Source organism: Lachnoclostridium sp. An76 (assembly GCF_002161355.1).
GTDB lineage: Bacteria > Bacillota > Clostridia > Lachnospirales > Lachnospiraceae > Mediterraneibacter > Mediterraneibacter caccavium.
In genome coordinates, this window is the sequence record NZ_NFHL01000001.1 from 170383 (window position 1) to 193317 (window position 22935).

Here is a 22935-nt window from a genome sequence, read left to right on the forward strand (position 1 = left end):
TTTGTGAAAGATGCAGAATTTAAAAAGGCTGCATACAAATCATAATTCATATCTTGACATATTAATCCTACATGTGTAGTATATTTAAAGTATTACATATGTAGGATTAATATTTGCTATCAAAAACTAAAATGAAAAGTGGACATATAAATAAAATTTCAATGATACTGGGTATTTTAATTTAAATTGAAAAGAGATATGAGAAGAAGAACGAGAAGAAGAAAAAACGAAATGCAAAAGGAATGTGGATTTCGGTCTGCTGCCTTCTGATTCTATTTTCTATACTGATCGGGGGCGCGGTATGGCGGGATTTGGGAGAGGATCGCAAGACAGTTGAGACACAGGCGGAGATGGCAAAGCCTTTGACGATTGAAGCTGCTGAACAGGTGATAAAACCGGATCTGACTGAGATTTACAGTGAAGCGGGGATTGTTGTCAGGCTGAAGGACGGGAAGGTGATGACACAGTTTAATCAGAATGAACGGATCTTCCCGGCGTCGCTGACAAAGATTATGACCTGTATAATTGCCATTGAACATATAGAGGATCTTGAGGAAACTGTAGTCATCAGCCCGGAAAGATATAATGAATTGTATGTTCAGGAAGCGTCTATGGCAGGATTTTTACCCGGAGAAGAGGCGAGAGTAATTGATCTGCTGTATGGGAGCATGCTTCCCTCCGGCGGAGAATGTTCGTCGGCTTTAGCCGAGTGCGCAGCAGGTTCAGAGGAAAAGTTCGTGGAGCTGATGAATGAAAAAGCAGAACAATTGGGAATGAAGGAAACACATTATGTGAATGCAACGGGACTGCATGATGACAGACAGTATTCCACTGTAAAGGATATAAGCCTGCTGTTACAGTATGCGCTGGGAAATGATATCTTTCGGGAGATCTTCTGTACAAAGGCATACGCAGTGCTTCCAACGCCGAAGCACCTGGATGGCTTCGTTTTCCAGAGCAGCATGTTCAGTCTCAGGGATGACTGGACTCTGGAGGAAGGAGAGATCAAGGGCGGCAAAACAGGATACACTGACCAGGCAGGGCTGTGTCTGGCGACAATGGCATTGGTGAGAGGGGACGAGTATATCGCGGTTACCGCAAAAGCAGACGGGGATCACAGTACAGAACCATATCATGTATATGACGCGTTTACACTGTATGGTTTAATATAAATTTTTTTACGATAATATCCTACATTTGTAGGATAAAGAGGGGTCAATGAATAAGTTTAAAAAAGAAGCTGCAAGAAGTATTGTACTGCTCGCAGTATTGACGATACTGTTCATGGTACTGATCGGAAGGTTGTTCTTCCTTCAGATCGTGAACGGCGAAAAATATACGGAAAAATTTAATCTGAGGATCAAGAGGGAGATCACCCTGCCCGGGACCAGAGGGAATATTTATGACAGGAATGGGAAGCCACTTGCAGTCAATAAACTGGCGTGGTCTGTCACCATAGAAGATCAGGGGAGTTATGCTTCGGAGAGGGAGAGAGAGCTGGATCTGAACGGAAAGATCTATCAGCTGATAACGCTCTTGGAGAAGCACGGTGATTCCATGGAAAACGCGCTTCAGATCCGGCTGGATAAGAACGGGAATTATGAATTTACAGCCGACGGTTTCCAGCTTGACCGGTTCAAAGCTGATGTGTATGGGAGATCTCAGATCGAAGATCTGACAGAGGAAGAGCAGGCAGCTGATGCGGAAGATGTTGTTGCATATCTGGCAGATAAATTCTGTGTGTATTCACAGGCGGATAAAGAGTATACTGAGAAGGAAAGGGAAGCGTACGGACTCCCGGAGGAATTCCAGAAGAAAGAGGTTCTGGACATTGTAAGCATGCGTTATGCCCTGTTCTTGCAGACTTATCAGAAATACCTTTCTGTCACTGCGGCAAGGGATGTGTCTCCGGAGACTGCGGCGGCTGTCATGGAAAGTGATCTGTCCGGCGTGGACGTCAGGGAAGGCAGCATCCGTGTATACGAAGGAGGCGAAGCATGTGCACCGGTTCTGGGCTATACAGGACCCGTCAGCGCGGAAGATCTGGAGGAGAGTGAAGAAAAGGGCTATACAGTGAACTCCATAGTCGGGAAATCCGGGATGGAAGAGTATTTGGAAGATGTGCTTCAGGACCATGCTACGTTTGATGAGCTGATCTACAAATATCTGGTCCTGGAAGATAAGATCCTGCCGGAACAGATCTGTATGATCCTATACGATCAGGGGGCTGCTGACAAGGCGGACGGAGATTTTGAGAGCTGGCAACATGGCGGCATTTCCACACATGAGCTGGTGCTCAGGAAAATAGACAAACTGGAGATCACTCCGGCAGATCTGGCGCTTGATCCTTGTTCCGGCTCGGCGGTGGTCACGGATACGAAGACAGGAGAAGTGCTGGCATGTGTCAGCTATCCGGGGTATGATAACAACAGGTTTGCAGGTCAGATGGATGAGGAATATTATTACCGCATTTATAACAAAGCATCTCTTCCCCTGTATAACAGGGCCACGCAGCAGCTCTCCGCGCCGGGATCTACATTCAAGCCGGTCACAGTGATTGCCGGGATGGAAGAAGGGGCAATCAATGCAGGGACAGCCGTTGTCTGCGACGGCGTGTTTGACAAAGTAGACCCGCCCTTGAAATGCTGGCATGAGGCAGGTCACGGCTCTGTGTCCGGCGCTGCGTCTGCCCTTCAGAATTCCTGTAATGATTATCTGTGCGAGATCTCGTACCGCCTGGGAATGGGGGAGGACGGAATGTATTCTGATGAACAGGCGCTTGCCGTTTTACAGGAGTACGCCGGATTATTCGACCTGGATAAGAAAAGCGGCATAGAACTGCCTGAGAGCAGCCCGCAGGTGACAGACAGCTATGCCATCCCCTCAGCAATCGGCCAGGGAACAAATAACTTTTCCACTGTCCAGCTGGCGAGGTATGCGACAACGTTGGGCAACAGAGGCACCAGCTTTGCTCTGACATTGATCGATCAGATCGACGGGGCAGAGAATGAGCCGGAAATAGAGAGCCAGATCGACTTAGCTCCTGAAGTATGGGATACAGTGCACATCGGAATGGAATGGTATATCCAGTCCACACAGATTTTTAATGATTTTCCGATCACTGCCGCAGGAAAATCCGGAACCGCGCAGGAGATAAAGACAAGACCGGACCACAGCCTGTTCATCGGATTTGCACCGGCAGATGTGCCGGAGATCGCGGCGGCTGTCAGGATCACAAATGGTTATGAGGCGGGCAATGCCGTTGCGTGCGGAAGAGAGATATTTGAGACTTATTATACATTGAAGGGAGAACTGTATGAGAAGAATGAATAAAAGTTCCATTTCTGTTTTGTTATTTCTCTGCCTCATAGCAGCCGCGGTATCCGGCGGCTGTGCAGGAAAATCAGAGGAATATCCCGGCGGGCAGGGGGCGGACGGCCGGAAATCCGGCATCACTGCTCCAGCCGGATCAGAAGTGATAACAGCGTTGTCGCAGCAGGAGAAAAAGGGCACAGAGGCGGAACCAGTGATCGAAGAAGTTGACTATTCAGCGTATTTTGAAGGGCTAAACGGAGCGGCTGTGATATATGACCCGTCTGAGAATCGGTATCAGATATACAATCAGGAAACAGCCCTGACGCAGCGTTCCCCTTGTTCTACGTTTAAGATCATATCATCCCTGATCGGCCTGGAGAATGGGATCATAGTGCCTGAAGATTCAGTGCGCCCATGGAGCGGTGAGATCTTTTGGAATGAGGACTGGAACAGGGATATTGGATTCGAAGATGCATTTCGGACTTCCTGTGTCTGGTATTTCCGGCAGGTCATTGACGAAATTGGAACAGAGCTGATGCAGGAAGAGTTAGACAGGCTGCAGTACGGAAACCGTGATATATACGACTGGGAAGGGCGTCAGAACACGAATGACGATAACAGGGCGTTGACTGGTTTCTGGATCGAATCATCGCTCAGGATCTCTCCCAAAGAACAGACAGAAGTCATGGAACGGATCTTTGGCAGCGATTCCGAATATTCAAAAGGAACCCAGGACAAGTTAAAAGAAGTCATGCTGGTGTCCGGGCAGAGTGAGCCGGGGCTCGCTGTTTATGGGAAGACCGGACAGGGGGCGGAAGGGAATACTACAGTCGACTGCTGGTTTACGGGATTTGCAGACCAGGGGGAGAGCAGGATTTATTATTGTGTGTACCTTGGCAGGACGAACGGCGCGGATCTATCCGCTGTAAAAGCGAGGGAGATTGCCCTGCAGATACTTGCCGATTACTAAAAAGATTCCTATGCGCAGCTGAAAAGACGTTTAAAAGCCAGGGGCAGTTCCCGAAGAAACCGTACCCTGGCTTTGCTTTCTTTTACACTATACACAGAAAAATCACATTACAGCAGATCATGCAGTATACTTACAGCGGCTTCGGAAGCAGCGCTTCCGGAAGCGCCTCCCGAGTCCTGCATGTTTAAGGCAAAACAATAGACATTTTCATCCGTTTCGAGAAAGCCCACAAACCAGCCGTTCGTATTTCTGCCGTTTCTTGATCCTGTGCCGGTTTTACCGTAAAGAGTCCCTATATCCGTGTTGGATATGAATAACGCATCCTTTACAGCCTGGATATTCTCGGGATCAAATCCCCATTTGTTGCGGAGAAAATCTGACAGGAGGATCACCTGTTCTGCCGGGGAAATCTTCAATGTGGATTCTGCCCAGTAATCGTCTATTCCACCGGACAGATCGCAGTTCCCATATCCGATCTTTGTGTAATAGCCGCGCAGTGCAGGATAGCCTGTCTGTTCGTCCAGTTCCTGGAAATACCAGTTCGCTGAGTTCTGCATTGCAGTGGCAAGTGTCTGGTCCTGGTTCCATGAGTCAATGGAGTATAAGGTTCCGTCCCATGCTCGCTCATTGGAATCCGCTGAGATAATGCCTTCTTCCAGGGCAAACAGCCCGCTGTATATCTTAAAGGTGGAATCCGGCGACACGCGCTGTGTACTCAGATCTTCATTGTAGATCATATAATGATCCTTTGCCGTATCATACAAAACAAAGGAGCCGTTCTTTCCGTTAAAATAAGAGGACAGATCAATCGACTCTGTATTTTCTCCGATAAAATGATATGTGCTGTCCGTGGAAGCATTGGCTGTCAAAAACGGGCTTGCAGTATATACTACCATCGTGGACAACAGCAAAACGCAGATGCCCCTGAATTTTCGGAGAGGACTTTCGGATCTGTAATCCGCGATTTCCCTGATCCGCTGTACGATGACCTTTTTCTCACCGCCCAGTCGGGAAAGAGGAGAGAGAAATACGTTCCGGCGCAGCGTTTCCGCGTACCGGATCAGAGTATAGCCATAGTCGGCGGCATGCTCTCTCCCGACAGTCCGGATCACAGAGTAGTCACATGCAATCTCACGGTCTTTGCGCATGATACGGAAGCCATACCATATGAACGGATTGAACCAGTAGAGGATCTGGAATATACAGCTCATATAGTTTAAAACAGCGTCCTTATGTTTGTAATGCTGCAGTTCATGCAGGAAAATATAATGCAGATCCTGTGCCGAAAGTTCGATGTCCATATCCTGCGGGATTATGACCTTCGGACGGATCAGCCCGTATGACACTGGACTGGAGATACTGCACGATGCATATAAAGGCACACTGTGTTTTATATTCAGCTCATCCATGCAGGAGACATATTCTCTGTACAGTTCCGGCTCATTTTCGGCTGTGATATGGTAAGCGGATTTTTGGATCATGTAAATCTTATAAATATTGTAGAGGAAATACAGTGTTGTTACAATACAGCCGGCGGCCCAGACCGCACTCAGACAAACGGTCAGGAAAGATACCACTGTGCTGTCCGCCGAGACTGCAAGGTCGGAAACTCCAAGGGGTGAAACGGTGGCGGCGCCTGCTGTCCCGGAAGAAGGATTTACCGCGGCTGCTGAATTTGTCTCCAGGAGCCTCTGTATTCTCATCAGAAGCTGATCCGCCCGGATGTAATCATGAGGCACAAAAGGAAGAAAGAGCGCGGCCATGAAGATATACCAGATCCGATACTGGCTGGAAGCAGTACAATATCTTTTTGAAATACGTTTAAATACTAATAAAACTCCTAACAGTGCAGATATAACAACATTGCTCAATAAAAAACGTATGGAAAATGTCAATCCTTCTCACCTCCGTTTAATTTTGAGTCGAGCATATGGTACATTTTTTCAAGATCCGCGTCGGATATCTCAGAACCGGACAGCAGTGAAGACAATAATGTCGGTGCTTCACCGTTATAGAACCGGTCCAGAAAATGGCGGTTTTCCTGGGATAGATATTTTTTCTGTGAAACGATCGGATAATAATAGTACATACGTCCCCGCTGTTCGTAGGCGATGACATGTTTCGCTGTCAGACGGGATAACAGCGTGTGTATGGTTTTATTGCTCCAGTTGTGAGATTTGGGCGCCTTTTCGCACACTTCATTGGTGCTGATCGGAGAGTCCGCCCATATGATCTTCATGATCTCGTATTCCGCTTCAGAAATCTGAGGTAATCTTTCCATTTTTACCGCTCCTTAATCTTACTTATGTAGTAATTATAAATGAGGGGATAGAGAAGGTCAATAATTATATTGACAGGTTCAGAAAAAATATCCATAATAATAAATACTACATATGTGAGATATATGAAAAGCGAGGACTAAAAGAGAATTATGAAGAAAAGTATATTCAAGAGCGTGACTGTTCTGATCTGCCTTGCTTTTCTGTCCGGCTGTGCAGCGGCGGACAGAAGCGGAAGCAGGGATCATACGGAGAAACTCTCGGAAGAGTCCGGGTATGCGGACAGCAAAATGTCTGACGGGAGGAAGACAGAGGATGACTATGAGACAGATGATATCGATATAGAGAGTGATGAAAAACAGAGTGTCAGAAATCGGATGTCAGAACTTGGCGCCCTGTGTAAAGATATTTATATCCGTGCAGACAAAGGCGGGTCTTCGAATATTGTACTTGATGAAGAGACAGTACACACTATGACAGAGACAGCGGCAGAGCAGGGGTGGGCTGTGACCTGCGGAAGTTATGATCATAATATGCTCAACTATGAGGAGGTGGATCAGGCCTTGAGAGACGCAGCGGAGGGAGAGTCTTCACAAACTGAGTTTTATGAGATCACGACAAGCGGATATTTCAGATATTTCCAGTTGTCTGCGGAGGATCGGGAGCTGACCGTTACATATGCAAATGCCGCCTATAATGATGATATGGATCTTCAGATCCGCCAGCTGGAAAAATTCAGAGTATACGACTGGGAATATACGGAGAAGGGATGGCTGATCTGGGAAAAGGCATTGTCAAAGAATCAGGAGATGGATATGCACAGCTTTTTCCGGATACTGCCGCTGGATGAAAAATGCAGGGAGATGTGTGACCGATATATCCTTCCGGTCAGCTATTTCTGCAACAATCTGTTCCTCACAGACTGGGATGCCGGCAGCATGGACCGGATCGAGTTTAATGATCTGTATGAGTTCCTCTATGAGATGAAATACGGAGAAAAGCTGGATGAAGAGGCAGCGGCGGGAGGTATCCCGAAAGCGCAGTTTGAAGAAGTCGTCCTGACATATTTTGACATTTCTGTAGAACAACTTGAAAAATATGCGCGCTATGACGCGGCAGCGGGAGTCTATCCATGGGAGCCGGTCAATGCCTGGAACCGGGTGAGACAGGTGCAGCCATTCCCTGAGGTTGTCCGATGCGTGGAAGATCAGGACGGGACCTTGACCCTGTACGTGGAAGGGATCCTGATCGTGGCGGGAGATGACTGTGCTTTCCGGCACAGGGTGACCATGAGGGAAAGAGACGGCGGATGGGTGTATGTGGCAAATGACATTGATGAAGACAGCGGCAATGCTCCGGGCTACAGGCCGCGGAGGGAATTCTGAGAAGGATTCCCTTTTCCTTATCCTTCATCTTCCCGGACCATGGGGCGCAGGAGCTGTGTGATCCTGCCGATCGTCTCGACAAGGGTCTGTGTGTCTGCTTCGGGATTGTTCAGATATGCGTGGTACGCTCCCTGGATACAGTAGGAGAACAGGATGTTTTTCTCCGTGTCGTGTCGGTACTGGGGATACTTTCGGAAGATCACCTTTTTGAGCTCGCAGTCCAGGCGGTTCCCAAAGTGGTTCTGTTCTTTCCCGGAAAACAGGATCCTGATCAGGGAGATCTGTGACATGAATGCAAGGCAGAGCTCCCGACTGAACACATCTGAATTTTCAAATGTATAGTCTTTCAGATGATCGATACCGCTGATGATGGATGCGACTGTTTCCTGCTCCATTGCTTCTGAAAGGGCATAGATATCCTCATAATGGGAGTAAAAAGTCGATTTATTGATACAGGCAAGAGCGCACAGCTCTTTCACTGTGATCTTTTCCAATGGTTTATTTGTCCTAAGTTCAATAAAAGCATTCCGTATCGCCTTTTTTGTTTTCTCGATTCTCAGATCCATGATTTCCTCCCAAAATATAACCGACTGATTGATACATAGCGTTGGATTTCCGACAGATTACAGATATCGTCGGTAGACATCTGCTGTGTAGTCCGATAAGATGATTATACGATAAAAACCAACTGTTGTCGATTAAGTGGAGGGAAGGTTATGGATTTTTACAGCTTTTATACAGGAAAGTGTTTTGACGCGTACCAATATCTCGGCGCGCATGTGACGGGCAGCGGCACTGTGTTCCGCACATTTGCCCCAGCGGCATCCCGTGTCTCTCTGATCGGTGAGTTCAGTGAATGGGAGGAGATCCCCATGGAGAAGATCCATGACGGCAACTTCTGGGAAGTGTCGGCTGGCACTGCTGAGCCGGGGATGAGGTATAAGTACCGCATCTATGATAAGAAGGGACAGTTTATCGACCACTGTGATCCTTACGGATACGGTATGGAGCTGCGCCCGGGAAATGCTTCCGTGATCCGTGATCTCAGGAACTATAAGTTCAGGGACAGCGCATGGATGAAGAAGCGGACAGACAGAAAAAAGGAACCCCTGAATATTTATGAACTTCATTTCGGCTCATTCCGTAAGCCGTCCGAGGAGCCGGATGCATGGTATGATTATGAGGAGATGGCGGATATCCTGATCCCGTACCTGAAAGAAAGTGGATATAATTATCTGGAGATCATGCCTCTGTGCGAATACCCGAGCGATGAGTCGTGGGGGTATCAGGGAACCGGATTTTTCAGCCCCACCTCCAGGTATGGGACAGCGGATCAGCTCAGGGCGTTTGTGGACGCATGCCATCAGAATGAGATCGGCATCATCCTGGATTTTGTGCCCGTCCATTTTGCCGTGGACGGATATGCGCTGGCAAATTATGACGGGACCGCGCTGTACGAGTATCCACATGCCGCGGTGGGCCAGAGTGAATGGGGGAGCTGTAATTTCATGCATTCCAGAGGAGAAGTGCGCAGTTTCCTGCAGTCAGCGGCAGAATACTGGCTCACGGAATTCCACATGGACGGGCTGCGCATGGATGCGGTCAGCCGCGCCATCTACTGGCAGGGAGATCCTGCCAGGGGAGTCAATTCAAATGCAGTGGAATTTCTGAAAAATATGAACCGGGGATTAAAGGAGCGCCATCCGTCAGTCATTCTGGCGGCGGAGGACTCCACGAGTTTCCCGGGGGTGACAGAGCTGCCGGAGAAAGGCGGGCTTGGATTTGACTATAAATGGGATATGGGCTGGATGAATGACACTCTGGAATATTTCCGGACAGATCCGCTGTACCGGGGACGGGACTACAATAAGCTGACTTTCTCCATGGCTTATTTTTACGGGGAGAGATATCTGCTGCCTCTTTCCCACGATGAGGTCGTCCACGGCAAGGCGACGATCCTCCAGAAGATGTTCGGGGAGTATGAGATGAAATTCCCGCAGGCAAGGGCTTTTTATATGTATATGTACGCACACCCGGGCAAGAAATTAAACTTTATGGGAAATGAGATCGGACATTTCCGGGAGTGGGATGAGACGAGGGAACAGGACTGGGGGCTGCTGGAATATCCTGCCCACCGGGATTTTTACTGCTTTATGAAAGCGCTGAACCGCTTTTATCTGGAGCATCCCGCCTTCTGGGAGAAGGATTATGATGAGGCGGGATTCCGGTGGCTGGAATGCGGCACTGAGGATCAGTGCGTGTATGCGTTTGAAAGGAAAGCGGAAAAAGAGCGGATCGCCGCAGTCTTTAATTTTTCCGGGGCGGAACAGACAGGACTGCGCCTGAAGATCGCCGGGGCAGAGAAACTAAAGGAGATCTTTTCGAGCGGGAATAAGATCTCTGCAAAAGAAGAGGATATAGAGAGGACTAGGTCTGAAAATAGTATATTTGAACTGGAACTGGCGCCGTTTTCGGCAGTGTATTATCTGATCGGATAAAATGAAGGACTTTTTTGATCGCATGATATAAGAATGAAAAGAACGGGAAGCATTCCGCTTCCCGTTCCCGATTCCGTGTCATTTTAAAGCTTCTGTGTGATCTCAAAGAAATCCTGAAATTAAGCGCGCTCAACGCGTCCGGATTTCAGACAGGATGTACATACATACATTCTCTTGGAGCCGCCTTCTGTTTTTACTTTGACGGACTTCACATTTGATTTCCACATTTTCGGTGTCTTTCTATGAGAGTGGCTTACATTGTTACCAAAATGAGCACCCTTTTCACAAATAGCACATTTAGCCATGACTGCACCTCCTAACAATCTGAACTGGTCATATAGACTCACAACACAGTTATTCTAGCAGAAAGAATTTCTTATTGCAAGTATTTTTTAAAAAAAACGAATGTATATTGTAAAATTAAGGAATGGATAGTATAATAATCATGTTATTTATGGAAAAAATCCTTTGAAAATGGAGGTATACATGATGAAGGGAAGTATGAGCACAGATCTTGGGATCATTACGGTCAATCCCGAGGTGATCGCCAAATATGCCGGCTCCGTTGCAGTTGAGTGTTTCGGCATTGTCGGAATGGCAGCCGTGAACATGAAAGACGGTCTGGTACGGCTGTTAAAGAGAGAGAGCCTGACCCATGGGATCAAGGTGGAGATTTCCGACGAGAACGCCCTTACCCTGAATTTTCATGTCATCGTGGCATATGGCGTGAATATCCTTTCCGTTTCTGACAATCTTATGAGTAATGTAAAATATAAGGTTGAAGAATTCACCGGCATGACGGTAGAAAAGATCAACATCTTCGTAGAAGGTGTGAGAGTGATAGATTAAGGAGGATATTGGCGTGGCTGTAAGAACGATAAATACGGAGATGCTTCGGAAGATGTTCCTTGCCGGAGCGGCGAATCTGGATGCAAAAAAGGAATTCATCAATGAATTGAACGTTTTCCCTGTGCCGGACGGGGATACGGGGACGAATATGACATTGACGATCATGTCAGCCGCAAAAGAAGTGCAGGCGTTAGATAAGCCGGATATGGTTTCCATGGCAAAAGCGATCTCATCCGGTTCGCTGAGGGGCGCAAGGGGAAATTCCGGCGTCATCCTCTCACAGCTTCTCCGTGGATTTACAAAAGAGATCCGGGAGCATGATGAGATCGACACCGCGATCCTCGCCAAGGCATGTGACCGGGCGGCTGCTACTGCGTACAAAGCAGTCATGAAACCGAAAGAGGGCACGATCCTCACCGTGGCAAAGGGTGTTGCCCAGAAGGCGGCTGAGCTGGCGGAGACGACAGAGGATCTGGAGGTCTTTCTCCCGGAAGTGATCCGCCATGCGGAAGAGGTCCTCGCACAGACACCTGAGATGCTGCCTGTGCTGAAGGAAGCGGGAGTCGTCGATTCCGGCGGACAGGGACTTCTGGAAGTTCTCCGGGGCGCTTATGACGCATTCCTCGGCAAGGAGATCGACTATGCGGCGATCGAGGCGGGATCCGGACCAAAGATGGTCAGGCCGGGACAGCAGGCTGAGGCGGATATTAAATTCGGATACTGTACAGAATTTATTATTATGACGGAAAAGGAATTCACGGCAAAAGACGAGGCGGAGTTTAAAGCGTATCTTGAGTCGATCGGGGATTCCATCGTATGTGTCGCGGATGACGATATCGTGAAGATCCATGTGCATACGAACGACCCGGGACTTGCGATCCAGAAGGCGCTCACTTACGGACAGCTCTCCCACATGAAGATCGACAATATGAGAGAAGAGCACCAGGAGAAGCTGATCCGCGATGCTGAGAAAGTAGCTGCACAGCAGGCGGAAGCGGCTGCTCAGAAGAAGAAAAAAGAGCCGAGGAAGCCGGTCGGATTTATCGCAGTTTCCATCGGGGAAGGAATGAACGAGATCTTCCGCGAGCTTGGCGTTGACTATATCATCGAAGGCGGCCAGACGATGAACCCGAGTACGGACGACATGCTGACAGCGATCGATGAGGTGAATGCGGACCACATCTTTATCCTTCCGAATAACAAGAACATTATCCTGGCGGCAAACCAGGCGCAGTCCCTTACCAAGGACAAGGATATCATCGTGATCCCGACAAAGACGGTCCCGCAGGGGATCACAGCGGTCATCAGCTTTATGCCGGAGGCTGACGTGGACACAAATATGGACGCAATGCTGGAGGCTGTAAAGAATGTAAAGACCGGGCAGGTGACCTATGCAGTCAGGGACACGCACATTGACGACAAAGAGATCCATGAGGGCGATATCATGGGGATCGGGGATGCAGGCATCCTCTCAGTGGGGCAGTCCGTGGAAGAGACGGCCAAAGAGATGCTCGCGCAGCTCGTGGATGACGATTCGGAGCTGATCAGCCTTTATTACGGACAGGATGTCCTCGCTGAGGACGCGGAAAAGTTCGCGCAGGATGTGGAAGCACTCTATCCGGATGTGGATGTGGATGTGCACATGGGCGGCCAGCCGATCTACTATTACGTGCTTTCTGTTGAGTGATGAATGTTACAGAGTGATGAAAGTCATGAGATCAGGGCCATTTTATTAAAGATCATATGAGAAGACCAGGCGTTCTTCCGTCAGGGAGGACGCCTTCTCGTATGTCTGGCCTTTCCTGCGCATGGTTTATCCTGTGTCTGGATATGGATAGAAAATAAAAAGGAGACAATGCAGTATGAGAGAAAGACAGGGCATCGGCGCTATCAAAGGGGTAGGAGAGAAAACAGAAAAACTGTTCCGGCATGTGGGCGTAAAGACTGTCGGTGATCTGATCCGGTATTATCCGCGGGGATTTGAGATCTTTGAAGACCCGGTTCCTGTCAGTGAGGCAGTGGAAGGGAGAGTGTGCACGGTGGCAGGCTCTGTGTTCGGGCGCATCCAGGTATCAGGGAGCCAGCGCGTCCAGATCACAACGCTCTATCTGAAGGACCTGACAGGCACGATAAAAGTCATATGGTTCCGTATGCCGTTCCTCAGGAACACTCTGTCAAAAGGCGGGATACTCATCCTGCGTGGACGGGTGGTCAGACGCAGGGACGGTCTTGTGATGGAGCACCCGGAGGTTTACTACCCGGCGTCAAAGTATGAGGAAAAGCTCCACACCATGCAGCCGGTCTATCCGCTGACAGCAGGGCTGACCAATAATGCAGTCATCAAGGCAGTCCGGCAGGCACTTGAATGCGCGGATGATAAAATGGATATCCTTCCCCCGGAGATGAGCGTGAAGTATCATTTCCCGCCATATAAAGAGGCGGTCAGGAACATGCATTTCCCGGAGGACAAGGAGCATTTTGCGGCGGCAAGGGAGCGGTTCGTGTTCGAGGAGTTCCTGGTATTTATCCTCTCCCTGAGGCGCATGAAAGAGGCCGGGAACCGGGCGGAAAACCGATTTCATTTCGCAGACCAGGAGAAGATCGGTCAGTTCCTTGACGCGCTTCCCTACCGGCTGACCGGCGCGCAGATGAAAGTGTGGGAAGAGATCAAAGCAGATATGCAGGGATCCTTTGTGATGTCCCGGCTTGTCCAGGGGGATGTGGGATCCGGGAAGACGGTGGTTGCTTTTCTGGCGCTCCTTCTGGCGGGACTGAACGGATACCAGGGGGCTCTCATGGCGCCCACAGAAGTCCTGGCGCGGCAGCATTATGAGAATATATCCGGGATGCTGGAGAAATATGAGATTCCCTTAAAGGCAGAGCTTCTCACCGGCTCCATGACTGCGGCGCAGAAGCGCGGGGCGTATGAGCGCATCCGGAGCGGGGAGGCGTCCATTGTCATCGGGACGCATGCACTGATCCAGGAGAAGGCCGTCTACCGTGATCTGGCTCTGGTCGTAACGGACGAGCAGCACCGGTTCGGCGTCCGGCAGAGGGAAGCCCTCGCCGGGAAGGGGACGATGCCGCATATTTTAGTGATGAGCGCCACGCCGATCCCGCGGACCCTGGCGATCATCCTTTACGGCGACCTGGATATATCCGTGATCGATGAGATGCCAAAGGACCGCCTGCCGATCAGGAATTGCGTGGTGGATACCAGCTACCGGGAAAAGGCATATTCATTTATGAGAAAACAGGTGTCCATGGGAAGACAGTGCTATGTGATCTGCCCCATGGTGGAGGAGAGCGAGAGCCTGGAGGCGGAAAATGTACTGGATTACTCGCAGATGCTTGCGGAAGAATTGGGAAGCGGCATCCGGGTCGGATGCCTTCACGGGAAAATGAAGCAGCAGGAAAAAGACGAGATCATGGAGGCGTTCGGGAAAAATGAGATCCAGGTGCTTGTGTCCACAACGGTAGTGGAGGTGGGCATCGATGTGCCGAACGCGACGGTCATCATGATCGAAAATGCCGAGCGATTCGGGCTGGCTCAGCTCCATCAGCTCCGCGGCCGCGTGGGACGTGGAAAGCATCAGTCCTACTGTATTTTTATGTCCGCGTCAAAGTCCGAAGAGACAAAAGAACGGCTGGAAATCCTGAACCATTCCAATGACGGGTTCTTCATTGCCGGCGAGGATCTGCGGCTCAGAGGACCGGGGGACCTGTTCGGCATCCGGCAGAGCGGGATCCTGGACTTTAAGATCGCGGATGTGTTCCAGGATGCGAAGGTACTGAAATCTGCGGCCGAAGAGGCAGGAAAGATACTGGCAGACGACCCGGGATTGGAAAAGCCGGTCCACGCGGGACTGAAAAAACATATAGACAGCAGGATACAGGAGATCATGCTGGAGACGACATTATAATTGTGAAGAAAGTGTGAACGGGGTCAGACCCCGATGGGGAGAAAATTCTGACAATTTTCGCCATCGGGGTCTGACCCCGTTCACAAATTTTTCACACTTTTTCTCTGCGGTACTGGGTAGGAGTCCGCCCTTTCTTTTGCTTAAACAACCGGGAAAAATAGAGTGCGTCTTCGTATCCCACGGACCGGGCGATATCGCTGACTGGAAGTTCGGTTTCCGCGAGCAGTGAGCAGGCGCGACGGATCCGGTAGTCCAGGAGATATTCCTGCGGTGAGCTTCCGGTGATGTCTTTAAAGAGCCGGTACAGGTAGGTCCGTTCGATATTCAGATAGTCTGCGATGACCTGGATATTGACTGACTGGGAGTAGTTGCTCTCGATATAGCGCAGCGCTTCTTCCACATAGGTGATCTTTTTTTCTTTTGGCGGGATATATTTCCGCGGAAATTTACTTGCCAGAAGATAGAGGTACTCGTAGAGGATGCTGTTCATCATGAGGTCTCTGTTCTCGGGAAGAGATTTCTACGCCCCACAGACTTTCCTGTCCGAGGATGGACGCCGGATCCTGATCGGCTGGGCCGGACTGCCGGACACGGAGAAGACGCACCGGAATCTTTCCGTGGCCAACGGCTGGCAGCACTGCCTGACACTGCCGAGGGAACTGACGGTAAAAGACGGAAAGGTCTTCCAGGCCCCGGTCAGGGAGCTGAAAAGTCTCGACTGGCAGAGCCCGGATCCGAACGAGATGAAAGGAGATGGGATCTGCGGCTGGTCCGGCCGGACGGTGCTCCTGGAAGTCAGCGGCATCGCAGGGGGAGCACAGGAGATCCGCTTCGGGAAAGAGGGCAATGCCCTGAACATCCGGGCGCAGGATGATCTGGCAGAAATCTCCTTCCTGGACAGGGACGGACGCCCGTCAGAGTGCGGCGGCGGAAGAGGTCGGCGGATCGGGCGGCTGTCCGGTCCGATCCGGGAACTGACGGTCCTGGCGGACAGTTCAGTCATAGAAGTATTTATCAATGGCGGCGAGATGACATTTACGACAAGGATTTATTTGAACAAGGATGAAAGGGAACTGTCTGTGAGCGGCCCGGGGACATACAGCCTGTCAGTTATCTGAATGGCAAAGCAGGTGGATGTCCGGATGCCCGGCGCTCTTGTCAGACGCAGAAACAGATAGTATATTTATAGGCACAGGAGGCTGATTTTTTATGGGAATTATCATAAACAATAAGAAAGACACATTTCATCTCTGCAATCAGGAGATCAGTTACATTATGACCGTACTGCCAAACGGCCAGATGGGTCAGCTCTATTTCGGGAAACGGATCCGGGACCGGGAGGATTTTTCCTATCTTCTGGAGACGATCGGCCGGCCCATGGCTTCCTGTGTCTTTGACACAGACAAAGCATATTCCATGGAGCACATCAAACAGGAATATGGAGTCTTCGGGGCAACCGACTACCGTATGCCCGCCGCGGAGGTGATCCAGGAGAACGGGAACCGGGTGTCAGAGTTCTGCTTCCGCGATTACCGGGTGGAGCCCGGAAAGCCGAAGCTCCCCGGACTCCCGGCCACTTATACGGAGAAAGAGGATGAGGCGGAGACTCTGGTCATCGGGCTGGAAGATGAGAGGGCAGGGCTCAGGCTGGAGCTGATGTACACGGTGTTCGCCAAAGGCGGGATCATTGCGCGCAGCGCCCGGTTCCTCAATCGGGGAGAACAAAATCTGCGGCTGACGACAGCTATGAGCCTGTGCCTGGACCTGCCTGACAGCGGGTATGACTGGATCCAGTTTTCCGGCGCATGGGCAAGGGAGCGCCAGCCGAAAGTGAGACGACTGGAGCAGGGGATCCAGTCAGTGGGAAGCCTGCGCGGGCATTCGTCCCACAACCACAATCCGTTCCTTATCCTGAAGCGGCCGCCAGCGGACGGATCACAGGGTGAGGCCGTGGGGTTCAGCCTCGTATACAGCGGGAATTTTCTCGCGCAGGCAGAGGTGGACACTTACGATACGACCCGGATCCTGATGGGGATCCATCCCCACGGCTTTGAATGGAAACTGGAGCCCGGCGGAGAATTCCAGACGCCGGAGGCAGTGATCGTGTACACGGACAGAGGGCTGAACCATTTAAGCCAGACGTTCCACCGACTGTACCGGAAACGGCTGGCAAGAGGGTACTGGAGAGACAGGGAGCGCCCCATCCTGATCAATAACTGGGAAGCTACTTATTTTGATTTTACAGAAGACAAACTCCTGGAGATTGCGGAGAAAGCAAGAGAGTGCGGTGTGGAGCTCTTTGTCCTGGACGACGGATGGTTCGGACGGCGCAGCAGCGAGCACTCCGGGCTTGGCGACTGGATCGCAAATTCGGAGCGCCTTCCGGACGGAATCGCGGGCCTTGCACAGCGCATGGAAGACATGGGGATGAAGTTCGGGCTCTGGTTTGAGCCGGAGATGGTAAATCCGGATTCAGACCTTTACAGGGCGCATCCGGACTGGATCCTCTCAGCGCCGGGATACCGCAGGTCACATGGAAGATATCAGTATGTGCTTGATTTTTCCAGGCGGGAAGTTGTGGATCATATCTTCGGGATGATGGAGAAGATCCTTTCGGGGGCAAAGGTCTCCTATGTCAAATGGGATATGAACCGGAGCATTACGGAATGTTACAGCGCAGCACTGCCGGCGGACCGCCAGGGAGAAGTATACCACCGTTATATCCTCGGCGTTTATGACCTGTACGAGAAACTTACAGAGCGGTTCCCGCATGTGCTCTTTGAATCCTGCGCAAGCGGCGGCGGACGGTTCGACCCGGGGATGCTCTATTATGCGCCCCAGGCATGGACCAGCGATGATACGGATGCAGTGGAGCGGGTGAAGATCCAGTACGGAACTTCTTACTGTTATCCCATCAGCAGCATGGGAAGCCATGTATCCATAGCTCCCAACCATCAGCTCAACCGCAGCACACCGCTGCGCACGCGGGCGAATACCGCATATTTCGGCACGTTTGGCTATGAACTCAACCTGAATCTGCTCTCGGAGGGAGAACAGGCTCAGGTGAAAGAGCAGGTCTGCTTTATGAAGAAATACAGGCGGCTGATCCAGTTTGGCACATTTTACCGTCTCCAGAGTCCGTTTGACGGAAATACAGCCGCATGGATGGTAGTCAGCGGTGACCGCAGGGAGGCACTGGTCGGATGGTACCGCACCCTGGTGGGAGTCAATATGCCCTACACGAGGCTGCGCCTGCAAGGGCTGGATCCTGGGCTGGAATATCACGTGGAGGTACAGGGCTCTTACGTGGAAGGACCGTCTGTGCATGAGGCTGCTGCCGGGATGCATTACGGAGACGAGCTGATGTATCTTGGCCTGATCACAACGGACGGATCCTCCGGGGAGAATGAAGGGCTCCAGAGCTGTGATTTCGATTCCAGGATTTATATTTTAAAAGCAAACGACAGATAAAACAAAAAGAACTGTTACGAATTTCCAGTTTAAAACCTGCTGTCCTCCATATACTAACATCGTAACAGAAAACAAACCGAAAGCAGATGTATGATGACCGGCTGCAGAAGAACAGAAGGTTACATACAGATGCAGCCGGAATGATCTGTTGCAAAACACAAGACGCGGCTGATAGAGCCGCGAAAATGCAAAAGGAGGAAATTGATCATGGCAAGTCGTTCATCTAACAGAGCAGCAGTGCCTGAGGCAAAGGGCGCTCTGGACAAATTCAAGTACGAAGTGGCCAATGAGCTGGGGGTACCGTTATCTGACGGATACAACGGTGACCTCACTTCCAAGCAGAATGGATCTGTCGGCGGTTATATGGTCAAGAAAATGATCGAGCAGCAGGAAAAACAGATGGCAGGAAAATAACATCCGGATTTTCCGAATGCAGAAGAGAAAAGCGCCCGGGATTGACCTGGGCGCTTTTTTCTGATAAAATTTTCCTTACAGTTTACAGGAATCTGACAGTTTTTTGATCTTGCAGAAAAAACTGCAGAGCCTGGGAAAGCGGGGTGCCGGTTATGAGAGTGATCGCGGGGAGCGCGAGGAGCTTAAGGCTGAAGACTCTGGACGGAATGGATACAAGGCCCACCACGGACAGGATCAAGGAGACATTATTCAACATCATCAGCCCTTCCATATTCGACAGTATTTTTCTTGACCTTTTCAGCGGAAGCGGCGGGATCGGGATCGAAGCGCTCAGCAGGGGGGCGAAAGAAGCGGTCTTTGTAGAAAATAACCCAAAGGCTATGGCATGCATTAAGGAGAACCTTAAGTTTACACGGCTTGCTTCCAGGGCGATGACAGTGACCACGGATGTAATGGATGCGCTTTACCGCCTGGAAGGGGATAAGATCTTTGATTTTATCTTTATGGATCCGCCTTATGACCGTGGGCTGGAGAGAAAAGTCCTGGAGTATCTGTCAGATTCCAGGCTTGTATACGAGGATACGGTTATCATCGTGGAAGCTTCCCGGGATACGGACTTTTCCTACGTGGATGACCTGGGCCTGACGGTGATCAGGGAAAAGGTGTATAAGACAAATAAACATGTCTTTATCGAAAAGGCGGGAAAGGAAGAAATATGTTAAAAGCAATCTATCCGGGCAGCTTTGACCCGGTTACATACGGACATCTTGATATCATCCGCAGATCTTCCAAACTGGTGGACGAACTCATTGTCGGAGTGTTGTGCAATAAAGCGAAAATGCCGTTGTTTTCTGTGGAAGAACGTGTTAAAATGTTAAAGGAAGTGACGAAAGATCTGGAGAATGTCAGTATCGTGCCGTTCCACGGTCTGCTGGTCGATTTCGCTTCAAGGATGGAAGCGGATCTGATCATAAGGGGACTGAGGGCGATCACAGACTTTGAGTATGAGCTCCAGATGTCTCAGACCAACCATAAACTGGAACCAAATGTTGAGACTATGTTTTTGACGACCAGTATTGAATATTCGTATTTGAGTTCCACCACAGTGAGGGAGATCGCTGCTTTTGGGGGAGATCTGTCACAGTTTGTGCCGGAAGCAGTTGCTGTGGAGCTTAGAAAAAAGATGAATACAAAAGGAGAGTGTAACAAATGAGCAGCCGTATCGAGCAGATTATCGAAGAAATCGAAGAGTACATCGACCGTGACTGTAAGTTCCAGCCGTTGTCCACGACAAAGATCATTGTAAATAAGGAGCACCTGGATGAGCTGTTGAGGGAGCTCCGTATGAAGACCCCGGACGAGATCAAGCGCTATCAGAAGATCATTGCCAACAGGGATGCGATCCTCGCGGACGCCCAGGCAAAAGCGGACGCTATGATCGAGGAGGCTCAGGTCCAGACGACAGAGCTGGTCAGCGAGCATGAGATCATGCAGCAGGCGTACGCGCAGGCAAATGAGATCGTCACCCAGGCGACAGCGCAGGCTCAGGAGATCATCGATAATGCGACGAGGGACGCCAATGAGATCCGGATCGGGGCGATCCAGTATACGGACGACCTGCTCGCCAATGCGGAGAGTATCATCGGGCACACGCTTGACAGTTACACGACAAAATACGACGGACTGATCAATTCCCTTCAGGAGTGCTATGACACTGTCCGCTCCAACCGTGCGGAGCTGGATATCCCGGAGGAGGATCCCGACAGCTACGGTCAGGACGGGATGATCTGAAAAAACGTTATATAGAGATATGCCAGGAAGCTGGCTGCCGCAGCGGCAGCCAGCTTTTGTGCGAGATAGGGCAGGATGGGGATCCCGGTTCCCCCGAGCATGCACTCAGTCTGTGCGACAGAGCAGAATCCTCCGAATGAGGTCAGCCCCATGATGAGAGGATAACAGATCCTGAAGTCACGGATGTTCTCACGGAGCATGACCACGCCGTTCGTGATCTCCAGTGAGGGGAGAAGATAATTTGCAGCGGGAAGGTTCCCCATATCCCGGCACAGAGAGAGCAGGATCGAGAAAGCGATGATATATCCGCCCACTTTAACGATCGCTCCGAAACTATCCATCATACAGGAGTCGAAGACAGAGAAGTCAAAAGCGCGGCCAGGGATATCGCGGGAATCCTTGGGGGCCCGGAAAGATCTCTGTCCTTTCAGGTAGAGCCTGCGGAAGAAGAAACTCAGAAAGACCGGCACGCCGAAAAGGATGATGAGACTGGGGGCCAGCAGATTTTCCCGGCCCAGTGTCTTCCACACGACAAAATTTATAATAAATGCAGGGCTTGTATTGTTGCAGAATGAGAGCAGATACTGGCCCTCGTTTTTTGTGATCCTGCCGGAGAGCAGCAGATCCGCGGCCGCTTTTGCTCCCATTGGATAACCGCAGAGAAATCCGGTCAGCACGGCAAAGGCTCCGCTGCCCGAGACTGCAAAGATCCTGCCGAGCGCTTTGCCGAAGATCCCGGAAATGACGTCCAGACCTCCGCCTGCCATCATCAGCCCGGAGACCAGCATGAACGGAAATAATGTGGGGAACACGGTGTTGAACCAGAGGAGGAGCCCGTCCTCAGCGCCGGAAAAAACTTCGCGGGGAGAAAAGAGCATGGCGGTGAAAAGCAAAAATATCAGGATGCCCGGGAAATACTGCTTTGCAGAATGTGTTTTTATCCGGATCCCCTCCTCCCTGTACGGTCATTTCGGATATAACCTGTACGGTCATTTCCAGATAGATCCTGCGCGGTCATTTCAGATATATGACAGAAGCATGATCCTTATGCGGGGATCATATAGTGTGATATAGCCTGGATCTGTCAAAGGAGAGGATTTTTGAAAAAATCTGCTGAAAAGATGGCCCGATATAGTATCCTGCTGTTTCTCCTTGTATTTTTCACCGGGATCTGGATCCCCCGCCTGAAATACGTCAGTGAGAAAAGCAGGCTTTCAGAAGAGATCCTGATATCAGATGGATTCCGCAGGCAGAAGGTCTCGGGGGATGCAATGGAAGAGCTCAGGAAGATCGAAGCTCCCGGGGAGACGCTTGCGGTATACTGGCTGGAGAGCGGATTCGGCCAGGAATCATTTTCGCTTACAGCGGAGAAGACGGCTGCCGCCAGAAAGCGCTGGGAGAGGGCGAAAGGCTGGGGAACGTATCTCTCTGCGTGCCAGGCGGTATGGGATGACCTTGAGTATTTCCCGGTTGCCGGGTCAGCGGATAGGAAGGGGCTGACAGTTTCCTTTGAGGATTCCTGGATGTTTGACCGTTCTTACGGAGGCGAGAGAGGGCATGAAGGCACGGATATCATGCCTTCTGTGAACGAACCCGGGGTTTTCCCTGTAGTCAGTATGACGGACGGGATCGTGGAAAGCAAGGGCTGGCTGGAGCTGGGCGGATGGCGTCTGGGGATACGGGCTCCTCATGGCGCTTATTTTTACTATGCGCATCTGGATTCCTATTCGGATATCCGGGAAGGGGATCGCATAGAAGCCGGGGAGCTTCTCGGCTTTATGGGGGATACCGGATATGGCACGGAAGAGGGCACGAGAGGAAAGTTCCCGGTCCATCTCCATGTGGGGATCTATCTCTATGAGGGCGGACAGGAGATCAGCGTAAACCCCTACCCCGCGCTTTTATACGTAGAAGGACAGAAAATAAGCGGAAATTTCGGATAAAATGCAGGATGCCGCGCCGGGTAACACTTCGTATCAGGGGGTTCCGCGCACAGGAAAAACGTGATATAATGTCTGGATGAATATGCAGTAACCGCCG

General features: G+C 50.6%; 21 protein-coding genes. 15 read left to right on the forward strand and 6 right to left on the reverse strand.

Translation table 11 applies throughout. The features are described from left to right. Positions 1 to 350 precede the first annotated feature (350 nt). From B5G27_RS00815 to B5G27_RS00825, 3 genes are read left to right on the forward strand one after another with little or no spacing between them, the layout of a single operon-like run. Entirely contained in the window at positions 351 to 1172 is an 822-nt protein-coding gene (locus B5G27_RS00815; protein ID WP_242958189.1) for a D-alanyl-D-alanine carboxypeptidase family protein, read from the forward strand. Positions 1173 to 1218: 46 nt separating this feature from the next. Next, positions 1219 to 3333, forward strand: coding sequence for a peptidoglycan D,D-transpeptidase FtsI family protein (locus B5G27_RS00820; RefSeq protein WP_143449626.1), 2115 nt, complete (start codon positions 1219 to 1221; stop codon positions 3331 to 3333). After that, complete coding sequence (locus tag B5G27_RS00825) at positions 3317 to 4285, forward strand: class D beta-lactamase (RefSeq protein ID WP_191413020.1); 969 nt, start codon at positions 3317 to 3319, stop codon at positions 4283 to 4285. The genes B5G27_RS00820 and B5G27_RS00825 overlap by 17 nt, the downstream gene beginning before the upstream one ends. A 107-nt stretch (positions 4286 to 4392) precedes the next feature. On the opposite strand, the gene B5G27_RS00830 is transcribed toward B5G27_RS00825, so the two are convergent. After that, positions 4393 to 6180, reverse strand: coding sequence for a BlaR1 family beta-lactam sensor/signal transducer (locus B5G27_RS00830; RefSeq protein WP_087177092.1), 1788 nt, complete (start codon positions 6178 to 6180; stop codon positions 4393 to 4395). Then, positions 6177 to 6566 (reverse strand): BlaI/MecI/CopY family transcriptional regulator, encoded by a 390-nt coding sequence (locus tag B5G27_RS00835; RefSeq protein WP_087177093.1) that lies wholly within the window; start codon positions 6564 to 6566, stop codon positions 6177 to 6179. The genes B5G27_RS00830 and B5G27_RS00835 overlap by 4 nt, the downstream gene beginning before the upstream one ends. 150 nt (positions 6567 to 6716) lie before the next feature. On the opposite strand from B5G27_RS00835, the gene B5G27_RS00840 reads away from it, so the two are divergent. Beyond that, complete coding sequence (locus B5G27_RS00840; protein ID WP_087177094.1) at positions 6717 to 7949, forward strand: DUF6070 family protein; 1233 nt, start codon at positions 6717 to 6719, stop codon at positions 7947 to 7949. A 17-nt stretch (positions 7950 to 7966) separates the two neighbouring features. Here the strand turns inward: B5G27_RS00840 and B5G27_RS00845 are convergent, their stop codons facing one another. Beyond that, entirely contained in the window at positions 7967 to 8515 is a 549-nt protein-coding gene (locus B5G27_RS00845; protein WP_087177095.1) for a TetR/AcrR family transcriptional regulator, read from the reverse strand. A gap of 150 nt (positions 8516 to 8665) precedes the next feature. Between B5G27_RS00845 and glgB the strand changes: the two genes are divergently transcribed. Then, positions 8666 to 10447, forward strand: coding sequence for a 1,4-alpha-glucan branching protein GlgB (glgB, locus tag B5G27_RS00850; RefSeq protein ID WP_087177096.1), 1782 nt, complete (start codon positions 8666 to 8668; stop codon positions 10445 to 10447). A gap of 119 nt (positions 10448 to 10566) precedes the next feature. Here glgB and rpmB read toward each other — a convergent pair whose 3' ends face one another. Further along, on the reverse strand, positions 10567 to 10752 hold the full coding sequence (gene rpmB / locus B5G27_RS00855; RefSeq protein WP_087177097.1) for a 50S ribosomal protein L28: 186 nt from the start codon (positions 10750 to 10752) through the stop codon (positions 10567 to 10569). A 184-nt stretch (positions 10753 to 10936) separates the two neighbouring features. Between rpmB and B5G27_RS00860 the strand changes: the two genes are divergently transcribed. The 3 genes from B5G27_RS00860 to recG all read left to right on the forward strand — a co-directional run bounded on the left by B5G27_RS00860 (position 10937) and on the right by recG (position 15219). Beyond that, a complete protein-coding gene (locus tag B5G27_RS00860) occupies positions 10937 to 11296 on the forward strand; it encodes an Asp23/Gls24 family envelope stress response protein (protein ID WP_178700183.1) in 360 nt (119 codons plus the stop codon). Positions 11297 to 11309: 13 nt separating this feature from the next. After that, positions 11310 to 12983: a DAK2 domain-containing protein gene (locus tag B5G27_RS00865; RefSeq protein ID WP_087177099.1), complete on the forward strand. Its 1674-nt coding sequence runs from the start codon at positions 11310 to 11312 to the stop codon at positions 12981 to 12983. A 175-nt stretch (positions 12984 to 13158) separates the two neighbouring features. Next, positions 13159 to 15219: an ATP-dependent DNA helicase RecG gene (gene recG / locus B5G27_RS00870; RefSeq protein ID WP_087177100.1), complete on the forward strand. Its 2061-nt coding sequence runs from the start codon at positions 13159 to 13161 to the stop codon at positions 15217 to 15219. Between the two features lie 91 nt (positions 15220 to 15310). Here the strand turns inward: recG and B5G27_RS00875 are convergent, their stop codons facing one another. Continuing rightward, positions 15311 to 15712 carry a helix-turn-helix domain-containing protein gene (locus tag B5G27_RS00875; RefSeq protein WP_087177101.1) on the reverse strand — a complete coding sequence of 134 codons (402 nt, stop codon included), beginning with the start codon at positions 15710 to 15712 and terminating at the stop codon, positions 15311 to 15313. On the opposite strand from B5G27_RS00875, the gene B5G27_RS00880 reads away from it, so the two are divergent. From B5G27_RS00880 to B5G27_RS00905, 6 genes are all read left to right on the forward strand, one after another. Next, on the forward strand, positions 15711 to 16337 hold the full coding sequence (locus tag B5G27_RS00880) for a GH32 C-terminal domain-containing protein (RefSeq protein WP_162611155.1): 627 nt from the start codon (positions 15711 to 15713) through the stop codon (positions 16335 to 16337). The genes B5G27_RS00875 and B5G27_RS00880 overlap by 2 nt on opposite strands. A gap of 91 nt (positions 16338 to 16428) precedes the next feature. Beyond that, a complete protein-coding gene (locus B5G27_RS00885; protein ID WP_087177103.1) occupies positions 16429 to 18690 on the forward strand; it encodes an alpha-galactosidase in 2262 nt (753 codons plus the stop codon). A 207-nt stretch (positions 18691 to 18897) separates the two neighbouring features. After that, positions 18898 to 19104: an alpha/beta-type small acid-soluble spore protein gene (locus tag B5G27_RS00890; RefSeq protein WP_087150429.1), complete on the forward strand. Its 207-nt coding sequence runs from the start codon at positions 18898 to 18900 to the stop codon at positions 19102 to 19104. A 152-nt stretch (positions 19105 to 19256) separates the two neighbouring features. Continuing rightward, positions 19257 to 19826, forward strand: coding sequence for a 16S rRNA (guanine(966)-N(2))-methyltransferase RsmD (gene rsmD, locus B5G27_RS00895; protein WP_087177104.1), 570 nt, complete (start codon positions 19257 to 19259; stop codon positions 19824 to 19826). Beyond that, on the forward strand, positions 19820 to 20317 hold the full coding sequence (gene coaD / locus B5G27_RS00900) for a pantetheine-phosphate adenylyltransferase (RefSeq protein ID WP_087177105.1): 498 nt from the start codon (positions 19820 to 19822) through the stop codon (positions 20315 to 20317). Before rsmD ends, coaD begins: the two co-directional genes overlap by 7 nt. Further along, positions 20314 to 20895, forward strand: a complete 582-nt coding sequence (locus B5G27_RS00905) for an ATPase (protein WP_087177106.1) — start codon at positions 20314 to 20316, stop codon at positions 20893 to 20895. The genes coaD and B5G27_RS00905 overlap by 4 nt, the downstream gene beginning before the upstream one ends. On the opposite strand, the gene B5G27_RS00910 is transcribed toward B5G27_RS00905, so the two are convergent. Next, positions 20877 to 21788, reverse strand: a complete 912-nt coding sequence (locus B5G27_RS00910) for a transporter (protein ID WP_242958191.1) — start codon at positions 21786 to 21788, stop codon at positions 20877 to 20879. The two genes, B5G27_RS00905 and B5G27_RS00910, sit on opposite strands and share 19 nt — an antisense overlap. A gap of 207 nt (positions 21789 to 21995) precedes the next feature. On the opposite strand from B5G27_RS00910, the gene B5G27_RS00920 reads away from it, so the two are divergent. After that, positions 21996 to 22838 (forward strand): M23 family metallopeptidase, encoded by an 843-nt coding sequence (locus B5G27_RS00920; protein WP_242958192.1) that lies wholly within the window; start codon positions 21996 to 21998, stop codon positions 22836 to 22838. Positions 22839 to 22935: the final 97 nt, after the last annotated feature.